Source organism: Brevundimonas sp. (assembly GCF_046293315.1).
Taxonomy (GTDB): domain Bacteria; phylum Pseudomonadota; class Alphaproteobacteria; order Caulobacterales; family Caulobacteraceae; genus Brevundimonas.
The window spans coordinates 1-13,999 of the sequence record NZ_JBKBPF010000021.1; the positions used below are offsets into that span (position 1 = coordinate 1).

Sequence of the window (13,999 nt, forward strand, 5' to 3'; positions counted from 1 at the left end):
TCCAGAAAGATGTCGACGGCCATCGGCCAAGACTTCAAACGCCCCGCCCGGCTCTCGCCAGGCGGGGCGTTTTTCTTTTGGCGGGCCCGGGACGCATTGATCGGGCCCTGGCCCGCCTCTTCCACCCGAGATTGTCCGTATGCGGCTGAATTCGTTCAGGTCACGTCGGACCCGCGCCGCGGGTTAAGCCGGCATTAATGTTGCTGCACTGCAACACGACCGACCTTGTCACAAAAACGAGGCATATCTGTCTTTCGAGTGTCGGGAGCGGGGCCTAAACGGCGCCTATCCATCATGGTCGTACGCATCACTATCGCCCGCCGGGCGCTGCACGACCGCAGAGAGGGGATACTCTGAGAATGAGACTCAACCATCTGGCCTACGGCGCCTCCGCCGTCGTCATCGCCCTGGCCGCGGCCTCCGCCGCCTCCGCCCAATCCACCGGCACCGAAGCCGTCGAAGCCACCCGCGTGGACGAAGTCGTCATCACCGGCGTCCGCGGTCCTCGCGACATTGACGGAACGATTGTCGCCGAAACCGTCGGCAAGAGCCGCTCCACGATCACTCAGGAATTCATCGCCACGCAAGCCGCCGGTCAGACCGTTCTGCAGTCGCTGAACCTGGTCCCGGGCCTGAACTTCACCAACAACGACCCGTACGGTTCGTCCGGCGGCAACATCCGTCTGCACGGCTTCGACGGCAACCGCATCTCCATGACGTTTGACGGCATCCCGCTGAACGACACGGGCAACTACGCGCTGTACACAAACCAGCAACTCGACCCGGAGCTGATCCAACGCGCCACGGTCAACACCGGCACCACGGACGCCGACAGCCCCACGGCCTCGGCCACCGGCGGCACCATCAACTACTCCTCCCTGATGCCCACCGTCGACAGCGGCGGCTGGGTTCAGGGTTCGATCGGCGACCACAGCTATACCCGCCTGATGGGCCTGTATCAGACCGGCGAGTTCGGTCCGTGGGGCACCCGCGCATGGTTTGCCGCATCGACCCAGGAATACGACAAGTTCAAGGGCATCGGCACGCTGGAGAAGGATCAGTACAATCTCCGCGTCTATCAACCGATCCGCAATAACGGCGACTTCGTCAGCGTTTCGGCCCACTACAACCGCAACCGCAACAACAACTACTTCGGCCCGACGCTGACCCGCAACGCTGACGGCAGCCTCAACGTGCCGCAGAACGCCTGGTTCGTCGATTTCGTCGAAACCTACACCCCGGCCCCCGTTCGTGCAGGCGTCGCCGACACCGACACGAACACCGGCAACTACTGGGGTCTGCGGATCAACCCGTCCGACACGGGCAACATCCGGGGCCAGTCGCGCTTCACCCTGACCGAGCGCCTTATCCTGACTGTCGACCCGTCTTATCAGTACGTGATGGCCAACGGCGGCACCCAGCAAACGGTTCTGTCCGAAACCAGCCCCCTGCTTCGTGGGACCGCCACCACCGGCGGCGTGGACCTGAACGGCGACGGCGACACCCTGGACAGCGTGCGCGTCATGTCGCCGTCCAACACCAACACCCACCGCTATGGGCTCAACACCTCCCTGATCTGGAACTTCGCTGACAACCAGAGCATCCGTCTCGCCTACGCCCTCGATCATGGTCGCCATCGCCAGACGGGCGAGTTCGGCTTCATCGACTTCTCCGACCCCACCGAGCCGCGCTTCGCTGATGTGTTCGGCGGCCGGGTCGATCAGGACAACCGGATCGTCAATCTGGATGGCTACTATCTGCGGGCGCGTGACCGTCGTTCGATCGCCGAGCTGAACCAGTTCTCCATCGAGTACAACGGCGACCTGCTGGACCGTCGCCTGGGTCTGAGCGTGGGCGTTCGCGCTCCGTTCTTCGAGCGTGAACTGAACCAGTTCTGCTTCTCCCAGAACGCCTCGTCCAACGTCCGGTGCACCAGCGAAACTCCGAACGCCACGCTCGCTAACGGCAACGTCACCTTCGCCTCCACGGGGACGACCCAGTTCATCGCCCCCTACAGCCGCTCGGTGGAGTACGACGACATCCTGCCGAACGTGAACGTCACCTGGCGTTTCGACGGCAACCACAGCATCTACGGCAGCTACGCCGAGAGTATGACGCTGCCGCGCACCGACAACCTCTACACGGTTGCGCGCCTGGCGGACGGCTCGATCCAGAGCTCGATCGCTGAGCCTGAGGAAACCCAGACCTTCGACGTCGGCTATCGTTACACCGCCGGCTCGCTGATCGCCTCGGCCAACGTTTGGTATACGTCGTTCCAGAACCGCATCGTCTCGACCTTCGACCAGGACTTGGGAACCTTCGTGGACCGCAACGTCGGTGACGTGACCATGCAGGGCTTCGACGCCCAGCTCGGTTTCTCTCCGTTTGAAGGGTTCAGCCTCTACGCTTCGGCCTCCTACACCGACAGCGAGATCCAAGACGATCTGCTCTACAACACTGGCGTGGTGCTTCCGACCGCGGGCAAGACCCTGGTTGAAACCCCCGAGTGGACGTACGGCTGGCGCGGTTCGTACGAGAACGGCCCGCTGCAGTTCGGCCTGCAGGGCAAGTACGTCAGCGAGCGCTGGCTGACCGACCTGAACGATCTGGAATCCCCGTCCTACACTGTGTGGGACGTCGATGGCCGGATCGATCTCGGCTACTTCGGTTTCGAGGGCACCTTCGTGCAGGTCAACATCATGAACCTGTTCGACGAGAACTACTTCGGCAGCCTCGGCACCACCATCACGGCCGACCCGGCTTACACCGGCCGCGGCTTCAGCAACCCGTTCGTCAATATCGGCTCCCCCCGGACCGGCATGGTGAGCCTGCGGGTTGCCTTCTAATCTGATCGTCTGATTGACTGAGGATAAGGGCGGACCTTCGGGTCCGCCCTTTTTCTTTGGGCGCCTGACAGGTTGAATGCCGGGACGGGCGTGGCTATCTGCGCGCGCCGCCCCTTTCGCGTTTCAGGATCCCGCCATGACCGTCATTCCCGCCGAGTGGAGCCCGCACCGCGCCATGTGGGTCGGCTGGCCCAGTCATGGCGAGCTGTGGGAGGCTGACCTCGAACCGGCGCAGGCCGAGGTCGAAGCCCTCGTCCGCGCCCTGGCCGGACCCGGCCGCGAGCAGGTGCGCCTGCTGGTGGGCAAGGCCGAGGCGCTGGACGACGCCCGCGCCCGCTTCGCAGACCTCGAGAACGTCGAGGTCGTGGACGGCCGCTTCGGCGACATCTGGCTGAGGGACACGGGCCCGATCTTCAACGGGGACGGCGTCGCCAACGCTTTTGAATTCAATGGCTGGGGCGGCAAGTACGAGCTCGAGCACGACGACACCGTGGCCGTCCAGATCGCCGGCTACGCCCGCGCGGCCCTGACGCCCCATGCCTTCATCCTCGAAGGCGGCGCGGTGGATCACGACGGTGCCGGCACGATCCTGACCACCCGCCAGTGCGTGCTGAACCCCAACCGCAACGCCGGTTGGGACGAGGCGAAGGCCGGGACGGCGCTGTCCGCCGCCCTGGGCGCGCGCAAGGTGCTGTGGCTGGGCGACGGCCTGTTCAACGACCACACCGACGGCCACGTGGATAATCTGGCGCGCTTCGTGGCGCCGGGCGTGGTGGCCTGCCCCGTGGCCTGGGGGACCAAGGACCCCAACGCCGACGTCTATGACGCCGCCGCCCGCGATCTGGCCGCCATGACCGACGCCGACGGAAAAGCCATCCGCGTCATCCGCATTCCCTCGCCCGGCGTGGTGGTAGACGAGGACGAGAAGGTGGTCCCCGCCAGCCACATGAACTTCCTGATCGCCAACGGGGCGGTGATCCTGCCCACCTACGGCGACGAGACCGCCGCGCGGCTGGCCTGCGAGGCCCTGGCCACGGTCATCACCGACCGTCCGATCATCCCCCTGCCGTCCCTCGCCATCCTGTCCGGCGGCGGATCCTTCCACTGCATCACCCAGCAGGAGCCCGCCTGATGCCCCGCACGATCTCCGTCGCCGCGCTCCAGACGTCCTACGGGACCGACCTGCAGGCCAATATCCACAAGACCATCGATCTGGTCCGTCAGGCCGCCGACAAGGGCGCGCAGGTGATCCTGCCGTCCGAGCTGTTCCAGGGCCCCTATTTCTGCGTCACCCAGGAAGAGGACTGGTTCGCCACCGCCTATCCCTGGCGCGAGCATCCGTGCGTGACCGCGCTGGCCCCGGTGGCCAGGGATCTGGGCGTGGCCATCCCGGTCTCGATCTTCGAGCGTGAGGGCCCGCACTATTACAACTCGCTGGTCATGCTGGACGCCGACGGCGAGGCGCTGGGCCTCTATCGCAAGAGCCACATTCCCGACGGGCCCGGCTATCAGGAAAAGTACTACTTCCGGCCCGGAGACACCGGTTTTCGGGTCTGGAACACCCGCTTCGGGCGCGTAGGCGTCGGCATCTGCTGGGACCAGTGGTACCCCGAAACCGCGCGGGCCATGATGCTGATGGGGGCCGAGGTGCTGATGTACCCGACCGCCATCGGGTCCGAGCCCCACGACCCGTCGCTGGACACCGCCGAACCGTGGCGGCGCGCCATGCAGGGCCATGCCGTCTCCAACGTCGTGCCCGTGGTGGGCGCCAACCGCACCGGCCACGAGCAGGTCAGGGAGGCGGGCCAGACCTTCTACGGCTCGTCCTTCATCGCCGATCACCGGGGCGATCTGGTGGAGACCCTCGGACGCCATGACGAGGGTGTGCTGGTGCACAGCTTTGATCTGGATTTCCTCGATCGCCACCGGGCCGCCTGGGGCTTCTTCCGCGACCGCCGCACGGACCTGTATGGCGCCCTGACCGGCAAGCCGGCCTAGAGACCGCGCTCGACCCGGTTGTCCTCGACCACATTGCCCGTGGCGCCGTCGCCATCATCCTGACTGCTGCCGAAGGGATGGCCGGCGTCGGCGTCGCAATAGCGCCGGTTCCCCTCGCGCGCCCCGACCACCACGGCGCGGACGAGGCCGAACCATGAGGCATGAAAGGTGTTGCCTGTGATGCGGTTGTTCGACGGCGTCTGGTGCCGCACGATCCCGTCCTCGCCGCAGTTGCGGTACAGGAACACCCCGCCCCGGTTGGTGACGCCGCCCTCGCTGAGCCGAATCGTGTTGCCGGTGATGACATTGGCCGCCGACCCGTCGACGGCGATGACCTCGCGCCCGGTGCGCACGGCGATGGTGTTGTCGCTCAGCACGTTCAGCGCGCTCTCGGCGTCCAGATAGATCGCTGTCGACACCGACCGTCCGTCCAGCCGCGACCCGGTCAGGCGCAGGCCGGTGACGCCGGGCCCCACATAGAGGGGAATTGAGCCCGTGCCGGTGATCGTCACATCCTCTAGACGCACCGCCGTCGGTGCGGCTTCCTGCAGGCGGCGGGTGTGGTCCGCCCGGTAGGAGGACTGGCGCAGCTGATCCAGCCGCTGGCCCGCGCCGACGCCCCACACCCGGATCGCGCCGTGCACATGACAGCCGTGGATCAGGATGTTGCGCGGGCGGCTCCAGTCCTGCCCCTCGCGCCGCGACCAGATGGCGATGGTGGGGGCGCGGGTGGTGGTCGCCTGGCCCGCGCGCCCGATCACGGCCCCGTCGCAGATCAGCCCCGCGCCCGAGGCCTCCGCCCCTTCGATCAGGACGCGGCGGGTGACACGGTCTCCCGGGCCGAGACGCGCGCGGCACATCAGGCGCACTGGCGGATCGTCGTGGCCTCCGGGCGCCAGAAGCGCCGCCGTGTCCTCCGCCGAACAGGACCGCATCGGCGGTTCGGACGCCAGCTGCAAGGCGATCAGGGCGACGATCAGGGTCAGGATGGGATCTGGCCGATGGCGGCGCGCTCGGCGGCGCAGCCGGGGTTAACACGGCCGAGGGTGCGCGCCTGCGCCACCTCGGCGCGGGCGGCGGCCAGATCGGCCTGATAGTCCGGCGTCTCCCGCACGGCTTGAAACAGGGCGATGCCCAGCGCCTGGCCCGCCGCCACGTCGGACGGATAGTGCAGGCCGCAGGCCACGCGGCTGACGCCGATCTCGTCGCCGATGCGGATCAGGGCTCCGGCCTCGTCAGGAGCCACCTCGGCCATGATGCGCCCCCACAGGGCCCCAACCGTGGCGTGGCCCGACGGGTGCGAGGCGCTGGACCTGAGCGTATCGTCCACCCGGATGCAGGCCCGGCGCGCCGGGTCGTCGGCGACGGGACGAGGGCGAAATCCCACGGCCTTGGCCGCATTGGAGGCGACCGACGCATCCCGCAGCGATCTGTCCAGCAGGCGCACCAGCGCCGGCGGCGCATCCTCGGCCAGACGGGTGTTCAGGGGGCAGTCGAAATGCTGGACGGCCAGGTGCGGGCGCACCTCCGCATGGGTCTGGGCCAGACGCCAGCGGTCGCTGTCCTCCAGCGCGATCCAGCGCAGGGACCCTCGCTGATCCGCTGCCGCTTCGGGAGACCCGGCGACTACCGGCGGCGGGACCCCGGACGCCAGAGACACCAGAGCCTCCGCGTCCAGATACGGCTCGGCCTGAACCGGCGCCGCGATGTGCGTTGGCGCCGGGAAGGAGTCGTTGACCGCGCAGCTTGCCGCCGCCACGGCGACGCAGACCATCCCGGCCAGCAGACGCGCGCGGATCATCCCCCCGCGCTCCAGACCAGTTGCACTGATGTCCCGCCATCCTCGCCGGGCGTGGCGAAGACAGACAGATTGCCGCCGTCGGCGGTGGAGTGCGCACCGTAGGCCCGCGCCTCGCCCTGATTCATGGCCATGACCGAGGCGAGCCCTTCAGCCTCCGCGCGGGTCCGGTGAAAGGCGATCACGGCGTCAGGCGATGCGGTGGTCACATAGGTGACGATGCCCCCCGCCCCGCTGTCGGAAGGGGCCTCGTCCTCGTTGATCACGCCGCCGGGATAAATCACCGCGAAGGCCGGGGCATCGGGGCCGGCCAGGCGCGCTTCTGCATCCTGCGGGACCTCCGCTTCCGTGGAAGCGGCCGGCCCTGCGGCGTCGCCGGCGGCAGGAACTTCAGTTTCGGAGGCGGCATCGGTCCCGGCGGCCGCCTCGGCCTCCGTCTCGGGCGAGTCGGAATCGCCGCCGCCGCACGCGCTGACGCTGAACAGGAGAAGGGCCGAGAAAGCCAGGCTGAGACGCCTCATGAAGACCGTCCTCTATCGATACGGTGCACACCGTGGCGCATCGCCAGTGAGCGGGCAAGCGGCCAGATCGCCGCTCAGCCGGTGGCGGCGTCCGCGTTGTCGCCCGGTCCGCCCTCGCCGTCCGCGTTCCTGACCGCAGCGGCGCCGTCGGCGTCACCGTCATCCTCGGTCGTAGCCATGCCCTCCGTGGTCAGAACCCGGTCGATGGCTTCCTGATCCGGGTCGATGTCGGAGCCCGAGGCCGATCCGCCGCGCAGCGAGCCCGCGCGCGTGTCGGACCCGGCGTTGGAGCCGGTCAGGGCGCCGTCCAGGGTTTCGCTCAGATTGTCCGCCTGGCGGCCCAGGTCGGGGCGCTCGCCCCGGTCCACGGGCTGGTCCGCCGTCGTCTTCGCCTCATCGGTCATGGGATGATCTCCTCGTGAACCGATTCAAAGCGCGGCCGGGGCGCCGGTTCCGTTTTTTAGGCGCTACGGCCCGGCGCGCGGCGCCTCGCTACTTGAGCGGTTGGAAGCGCTACCGCCCGGCGCGCGGCGCCTCGCGGCTTGAGCGGCGTTACTGGAACTCCGCCTCCAGATCGGCCAGGCGGGCGGCCTGGTCCTCGGCGATCAGGGCGTCCAGCACCGGGTCGATGTCGCCCTCCAGAATCTGGGGCAGGCTGTGCAGGGTCAGGCCGATGCGGTGGTCGGTCACGCGGCCTTGGGGATAGTTGTAGGTGCGGATGCGTTCGGACCGGTCGCCGGAGCCCACCTGCGACTTGCGGGCGTCCGAGCGGGCCATGTCCTTGGCCTGACGCTGCATGTCGTAAAGGCGCACGCGCAGGTTCTTCATGGCCTTGTCCCGGTTCACGTGCTGGGACTTCTCCGACGAGGTCACCACGATGCCCGAGGGCAGGTGGGTGATGCGCACCGCCGAGTCGGTCTTGTTGACGTGCTGGCCGCCCGAGCCCGAGGCCCGGTAGGTGTCGATGCGAATGTCCTTGTCGTGGATCTCGATCTCCACGTCCTCCACCTCGGGCAGGACCGCGACGGTGGCGGCCGAGGTGTGGATGCGCCCGCCGGCCTCGGTGGCGGGCACCCGCTGGACCCGGTGCACGCCGCTTTCGAACTTCAGCCGACCGAATACCCCGTCGCCCGAGATGGTGGCCACGATTTCCTTGTAGCCCCCGGCCTCGCCCTCGGAGGCGGAGTCCACCTCGACACGCCAGCCGCGCGTCTGGGCGTAGCGCGAGTACATGCGGAACAGGTCGCCCGCGAACAGGGCCGCCTCGTCGCCGCCGGTGCCAGCCCGCACTTCCAGCACCGCCGAGGCGTTTTCGTCAGCGTCGCGCGGCGCCAGCAGCAGGGCCACCTGCCGCTCCAGTTCGGGCAGGGTGTCCTTGAGCGTCTCAAGCTCTTCGCCCGCCATGGCCGCCATTTCGGGATCGCGAGCCATGATCTCGAGATCGGCCAGCTCCTGACGCGCCTTCGACAGGGTCTGGACCGCGTCGGCCACCGGCTTGATCTCGGCGTGCTCCTTCGACAGACGCACGATCTCGGCCCCGTCCGCGGCCGCGCCCATGCGGGCCTCCACCTGATGGAAGCGGTCGAGCACCTGGTCGAGGCGGGCCTGGGGCAGTCGCAAGGAACGTCTCCGTCGGATCGGGAAGGGCGCTGTTTACGCCGTTAGGACAGCGGCTGTCGATGCGGTGGTCAGGCGTCCGGCCGGGTCTGACGGAAGCTGTCCCGGGCCTCGAGCGCCGCCTGCAAAGCGACCAGGTTCGGTCGGCCGGTCCGCCAGTCAACGTCCGGATGCCGGAAACCGATCCAGGTCACCGCCACCGCCGTTGTGATGACACCCATGTCCAGCGGTTCGGCCCTGGGCGCCGCGGCCTCGAGGGCGTCCAGACCCAAAGCCATGTTGCGGGTCCAGCGCCGGATCCACGACGGCGAGCGCTCATGCTCGGGCCGACGCTTCTCCAGCACCAGTTTGACCCCCATCTCCAGCACCCCGCCCGCCAGGGTCTCGATCCGCTTGACCCGCCAGCGCTCGGGCCCGTCGGCCGGCAGCAGCCGTGGCCCGGAGCCGAGCGCATCCAGATACTCGCAGATCACCGGACTGTCGGTGATCGGCTCGCCGTCGGCGGCGATCAGGGCCGGGACCTGCACCAGCGGATTGGCCGCCAGCAGGGCGGGCGCGTCGCCATAGGGATCGGCGACGATCTCCTCGATACGGTCCGACAGACCCTTCTCCCGCGCCACGATGCGGCACTTGCGGGCGAAGGGCGATGGCGTGCTGATGTAGAGCTTCATGGCGCGGCCCTCTCAGGCGTCAGACGTCCACCTCGGCGTCCAGGGCGTTTTCCTGGATGAACTCACGGCGGGGCTCCACCACGTCGCCCATAAGCTTGGCGAACAGGTCGTCAGCGTCATCGGCGTGGTCCACCTGGACCTTCAGGAGTGTGCGGGCGTTGACGTCCAGGGTGGTCTCCCACAGCTGGTCCGGGTTCATTTCGCCCAGACCCTTGTAGCGCTGGATGGACAGACCCTTGCGGCCCGCGTCCAGAACGGCCGCCAGCAGGTCCATGGGCCCGCGAATGGTGGTCGACTTGTCCTTGCGGCGGAAAATCGCAGGCTCGCGGAACAGGCCGTCGAAGGCCACCGACCGCTCGCCCAGGCGCCGCGCATCCAGCGATCGGACCAGGCTTTCCTCCAGCACGATCTGCTCGGCCACGGCCCGGCGGGTGCGGCGGAAGACGATGGCCGCCCCCACACCCATTTCGCCCGACCACGGCCCGTCGCCTTCCTCGGCGTAGAGGTCCAGGTGCTTCGCCGCATAGACGGGGTCGCCGCCGTGCTCGCCGAACAGGCCGGCCAGGGCCGCCTGCTCGATGGCGAAGGCGGGCGCCCGCGACGACAGCCGGTCGACCAGCGACTTGAAGCCCTTGGCTTCGCGCACCAGCGCCTGCAGGTCCATGCCGGTGCGCCGCTCGCCCGAGGGGAAGTCCAGCTCGGCGCCGTCCGATCCTTCCTCGATCAGATAGCTGTCCATCTCGGACTCATCCTTGAGGTAGCGGGACTGCTTGCCCTTGGCGACCTTGTACAGCGGCGGCTGGGCGATGAAGATGTGGCCCTTCTCGATCAGTTCCGGCATCTGCCGGTAGAAGAAGGTCAGCAGCAGGGTGCGGATGTGGGCGCCGTCCACGTCGGCGTCCGTCATGATGATGATCTTGTGGTAGCGCAGCTTGTCGATGTTGAAGTCGTCACGCCCGATGCTGGTGCCCAGCGCCAGGATCATGGTGCCGATGGTGTCGGACGACAGCATGCGGTCAAAACGCGCCCGCTCCACGTTCAGGATCTTGCCGCGCAGGGGCAGGACGGCCTGGTTCTCGCGGTTGCGGCCCTGCTTGGCCGAGCCGCCGGCGGAGTCGCCCTCGACGATGAACAGTTCGGACTTGGCGGGGTCACGCTCCTGACAATCGGCCAGCTTGCCGGGCAGGGAGCTGATCTCCAGCGCCGACTTGCGCCGGGTCAGGTCGCGGGCCTTGCGGGCCGCCTCGCGCGCCGTGGCCGCCTCGACGATCTTGGCCACCACCTGGCGGGCCTCTGTGGGATGCTCCTCGAACCAGGTGGACAGCCCTTCCGAGCACAGGGACTCCACCGCGGGCCGTACCTCTGACGAGACCAGCTTGTCCTTGGTCTGGGAGCTGAATTTGGGGTCGGGCACCTTGACCGACAGCACGCAGGTCAGACCCTCGCGCGCGTCCTCGCCGGTGACCGAGATCTTTTCCTTCTTGGCGATCCCCGAGCTTTCCAGATAGGCGCCCATGACCCGCGTCAGGCTGGCGCGGAAAGCCGACAGGTGGGTGCCTCCATCCCGCTGGGGGATGTTGTTCGTGAAGCACAGCATGGTCTCGTGGTAGCTGTCGTTCCACCACAGGGCCAGGTCGATCTCGATGTTCTCCTTCTTGCCCCGGATGACGATGACGTCCTTCAGGATCGGAGACTTTGACTTGTCCAGGTGGCGCACGAAGGCCTCGACCCCGCCCTCGTAATGCAGGATCTCCTCGAACGGCTCGGCGCCCCGGTGATCGGCCAGCTTGATGACCACGCCGGAGTTCAGGAACGCCAGCTCGCGCAGGCGGTGTTCCAGGGTCTTCAGGTCGAAATCGATGTGACTGAAGGTGGTCACCGAGGGATAGAAGGTCAGCTCCGTGCCCGTCAGGACCTTGCCGTTGTCGCGCATGGGGGCGTCGCCCACCACTTCCAGCGCCTTGACCGTGTCGCCCCGTTCGAAGCGCATCTTGTGCTTCTTGCCGTTGCGATAGATGACCAGCTCCAGCCAGTCTGACAGGGCGTTGACCACCGACACGCCCACGCCGTGCAGGCCGCCGGAGACCTTGTAGGAATTCTGGTCGAACTTTCCGCCCGCGTGCAGTTGGGTCATGATGACCTCGGCGGCGGACACGCCCTCGCCCTCGTGGATGTCCACGGGAATGCCGCGACCATTGTCGGTGACCGTGACCGAGCCGTCGGCGTTCAGGATCACTTCCACAAGATCGGCGTGCCCGGCCAGGGCCTCGTCGATGGCGTTGTCCACCACCTCATAGACCATGTGGTGCAGGCCCGAGCCGTCGTCGGTGTCGCCGATGTACATGCCCGGCCGCTTGCGCACGGCGTCGAGCCCTTTCAGCACCTTGATAGATTCTGCGCCGTAGGCGGCTTCCTCGGCGGTGTCCGGGGTGCGGTTCTGGTCGGTCATTCAGTCATCCGATGGGGCGAGCGTTCCTGCGTCGACGCGCACGAACCGGCCTCGCCCGTGAAGGTCAGAGAAGAGCGTTTCGTCGGTGCCGGTCAGGAAAGCCTGAAGGTCCAGCGCCACGATCTCCTCGAACAGGGCGGCGCGCCGGCGGCTGTCCAGATGCGCCGGCGCTTCATCCAGCAACAGTACAGGGTTTGCGCCTGAATTGGCCAGTGATTCCGGGCCTTCGGGCAGGGTTTTCAGCCGCGCGACCTGCGCCAGAATCAGGTTGAGAACCAAGGCCTTCTGCTCACCGGAGGAGCCTTCGGCCGCCGGGCGGTTCTTTTCCCTGTGAATGGCGGTCAAATCCGACCGGTGCGGACCGAAAAGCGAGCGCCCCGAGGCCGAATCGCGGGCCCGCGACGCCTTCATGCCGGCCACGATTCCGGCGGCGATGTCGGCGGCGTCCGCGCCCTCTGCGGCCCGCTGCTCGGCCTCGCCGGTGAGGCCGAGGTCGGCCTGGGGGAAGGGGCGGTCGCCGCGCGCGTCAATGCCCGCCTGCAGGTCGCCCAGGGCGCCGGCCCGGGCCATGGCGGCGGCGGCGCCCTGCTCGCCCAGTCTTGCTTCAAGCGCGTCCAGCCAGGCCGGATCGGCGGGCCGCTTTCCCTCCGCCGCCTCGGTCAGCAGGCGCAGCCGTTCGCGCAGGGCCTTCTCATAGGCCGAGACGCTGGCCGCGTGGCCGGGGTCGGCGGCGAACACCAGCCGGTCGAAGAATTTCAGCCGCTCGGCCCGGCTGTCGGAGAACAGCCGGTCATGCTCGGGCGTGGCCCACACCGGCCGCAGATAATCCAGCATCCGCCCGGGCTGGGCGGTCTCGCCGTCGATGCGCACGATGCGCCGCGACGCCCCCGGGGCCTGCACCCCCGTGCCCAGCCGGATGTCGTCCCCGTCCGCCCCCGCCAGCACCGCCGCCACGGCCCAGGCGCGGCCCCCGGCCTCACCCGGCTCGCGCCGCCCCAGCTCAGCCACCGGCGCCCCGCGCAGACCCCGCCCCGGCGTCAGCAGGCTGACCGCCTCCAGCAGATTGGTCTTGCCCGCCCCGTTCGGCCCATGAAGCACGATGGGGCCTGAGCCCACGCGCAGGGTGGCGCTGGCGTAGGAGCGGAAATCGGTGAGGGTGAGGGCGGTGATCAAATTAGCGGTTCGCTCACCCTTGATGGGGGTGAGACTCCGGCGCGTGACGTTGTTTCCACTCGGCCAAAACATCTGCCATTTGCTTGGGAGGATAGGGCCATCCAACCCCTATTGATCCATCCAGGCCGAAAGGTCTGTTGATACGGGCCATAAGGCTCGCCTGACGCGCACTTTCGTGGAGCCTCCACGAGGCCATTGCAGAGCCATGAGAAGACCACACAAAGAATTCTTTGATGTCCGTCCACTGAATCTGTTGGGTTTGCTTCCAATCTCGAAGCGTAAAGCCCTCGGCCGTCAGTATCAGAGTGTCCGGCCTGATCAGCCGGACGAAGATCGCAAAAAGACCGAGAGTGAAGAATGCAGCCCCGAGCCATCCGATCCAGCGGGTAACCGACTGGGGGTGGTCGAGAGCTATAAACAAGCATACCCCGATCATAGGCAGAGCAAGAAAAGCTAAAAGCAGCGCCTTTGATCGCAGCGAACGGATTACCAGAACATCCGTATCGCCCTGCACTAGCCTTAAACCCTCAGCGGCATCAGCACGTACTGCACGCCCGGGTCGCCCGGATCGAGCACCAGGGTGGGCGAGGCCGGGTCGGCGAACATGTAGGTGGCGGTCTCGCCCTCGATCTGGCCGGCCACGTCCAGCAGATAGCGGGCGTTGAAGCCGATCTCGAAGGCTTCGTCGGAATAGCCGATCTCGACCTCCTCCACGCCTTGGCCTGCCTCCATGTTGCGCACCGTCAGGGTGACCCGGTCGTTGTCCAGACCGAGCTTCACCGAGCGGCTCTTCTCGGCCGAGATGGTGGAGACCCGGTCCACGGCCTGGGCGAACACGGCGTTGTCGATGTCGGCGCGCTTGTCATTGCCCTTGGGGATGACCCGCAGATAGTCGGGGAACGAGCCGTCGATGACCTTGGAGGTCA

12 protein-coding genes and 1 pseudogene are annotated in these 13,999 nt (G+C 67.5%); 3 read left to right on the forward strand and 10 right to left on the reverse strand.

Annotation, left to right across the window (positions count from 1 at the left end; translation table 11 throughout):
- Positions 1-359: 359 nt before the first annotated feature.
- From ACK4SE_RS13585 to aguB, 3 genes are all read left to right on the forward strand, one after another.
- Entirely contained in the window at positions 360-2,846 is a 2,487-nt protein-coding gene (locus ACK4SE_RS13585) for a TonB-dependent receptor (protein WP_409693747.1), read from the forward strand.
- 136 nt (positions 2,847-2,982) lie between these two features.
- Complete coding sequence (locus ACK4SE_RS13590; RefSeq protein WP_409693750.1) at positions 2,983-3,978, forward strand: agmatine deiminase family protein; 996 nt, start codon at positions 2,983-2,985, stop codon at positions 3,976-3,978.
- On the forward strand, positions 3,978-4,844 hold the full coding sequence (gene aguB, locus ACK4SE_RS13595) for an N-carbamoylputrescine amidase (protein ID WP_409693753.1): 867 nt from the start codon (positions 3,978-3,980) through the stop codon (positions 4,842-4,844). The genes ACK4SE_RS13590 and aguB overlap by 1 nt, the downstream gene beginning before the upstream one ends.
- Here the strand turns inward: aguB and ACK4SE_RS13600 are convergent.
- The 10 genes and pseudogenes from ACK4SE_RS13600 to ACK4SE_RS13645 all read right to left on the reverse strand — a co-directional run.
- On the reverse strand, positions 4,841-5,779 hold the full coding sequence (locus ACK4SE_RS13600; RefSeq protein WP_409693756.1) for a right-handed parallel beta-helix repeat-containing protein: 939 nt from the start codon (positions 5,777-5,779) through the stop codon (positions 4,841-4,843). The genes aguB and ACK4SE_RS13600 overlap by 4 nt on opposite strands.
- 47 nt (positions 5,780-5,826) lie before the next feature.
- On the reverse strand, positions 5,827-6,645 hold the full coding sequence (locus tag ACK4SE_RS13605; RefSeq protein ID WP_409693758.1) for a phosphatase PAP2 family protein: 819 nt from the start codon (positions 6,643-6,645) through the stop codon (positions 5,827-5,829).
- Positions 6,642-7,163, reverse strand: a complete 522-nt coding sequence (locus ACK4SE_RS13610; RefSeq protein ID WP_409693761.1) for a hypothetical protein — start codon at positions 7,161-7,163, stop codon at positions 6,642-6,644. Before ACK4SE_RS13610 ends, ACK4SE_RS13605 begins: the two co-directional genes overlap by 4 nt.
- Before the next feature lie 74 nt (positions 7,164-7,237).
- The gene (locus ACK4SE_RS13615) at positions 7,238-7,567 is read right to left on the reverse strand and encodes a ribonuclease (protein ID WP_409693763.1); all 330 of its coding nucleotides are present in this window, start codon (positions 7,565-7,567) and stop codon (positions 7,238-7,240) included.
- A gap of 148 nt (positions 7,568-7,715) precedes the next feature.
- Positions 7,716-8,783: a peptide chain release factor 1 gene (prfA, locus tag ACK4SE_RS13620; RefSeq protein ID WP_409693766.1), complete on the reverse strand. Its 1,068-nt coding sequence runs from the start codon at positions 8,781-8,783 to the stop codon at positions 7,716-7,718.
- A gap of 68 nt (positions 8,784-8,851) precedes the next feature.
- Positions 8,852-9,451 (reverse strand): glutathione S-transferase N-terminal domain-containing protein, encoded by a 600-nt coding sequence (locus ACK4SE_RS13625; protein WP_409693768.1) that lies wholly within the window; start codon positions 9,449-9,451, stop codon positions 8,852-8,854.
- Between the two features lie 19 nt (positions 9,452-9,470).
- Positions 9,471-11,900, reverse strand: coding sequence for a DNA topoisomerase (ATP-hydrolyzing) subunit B (gyrB, locus tag ACK4SE_RS13630; protein ID WP_409693771.1), 2,430 nt, complete (start codon positions 11,898-11,900; stop codon positions 9,471-9,473).
- Positions 11,901-13,073: a DNA replication/repair protein RecF gene (gene recF / locus ACK4SE_RS13635; RefSeq protein WP_409693774.1), complete on the reverse strand. Its 1,173-nt coding sequence runs from the start codon at positions 13,071-13,073 to the stop codon at positions 11,901-11,903.
- Positions 13,074-13,086: 13 nt separating this feature from the next.
- Positions 13,087-13,587 carry an STM3941 family protein gene (locus tag ACK4SE_RS13640; protein WP_409693777.1) on the reverse strand — a complete coding sequence of 167 codons (501 nt, stop codon included), beginning with the start codon at positions 13,585-13,587 and terminating at the stop codon, positions 13,087-13,089.
- Between the two features lie 5 nt (positions 13,588-13,592).
- Positions 13,593-13,999 (reverse strand): annotated as a pseudogene (locus tag ACK4SE_RS13645) (DNA polymerase III subunit beta); the annotation flags it as partial.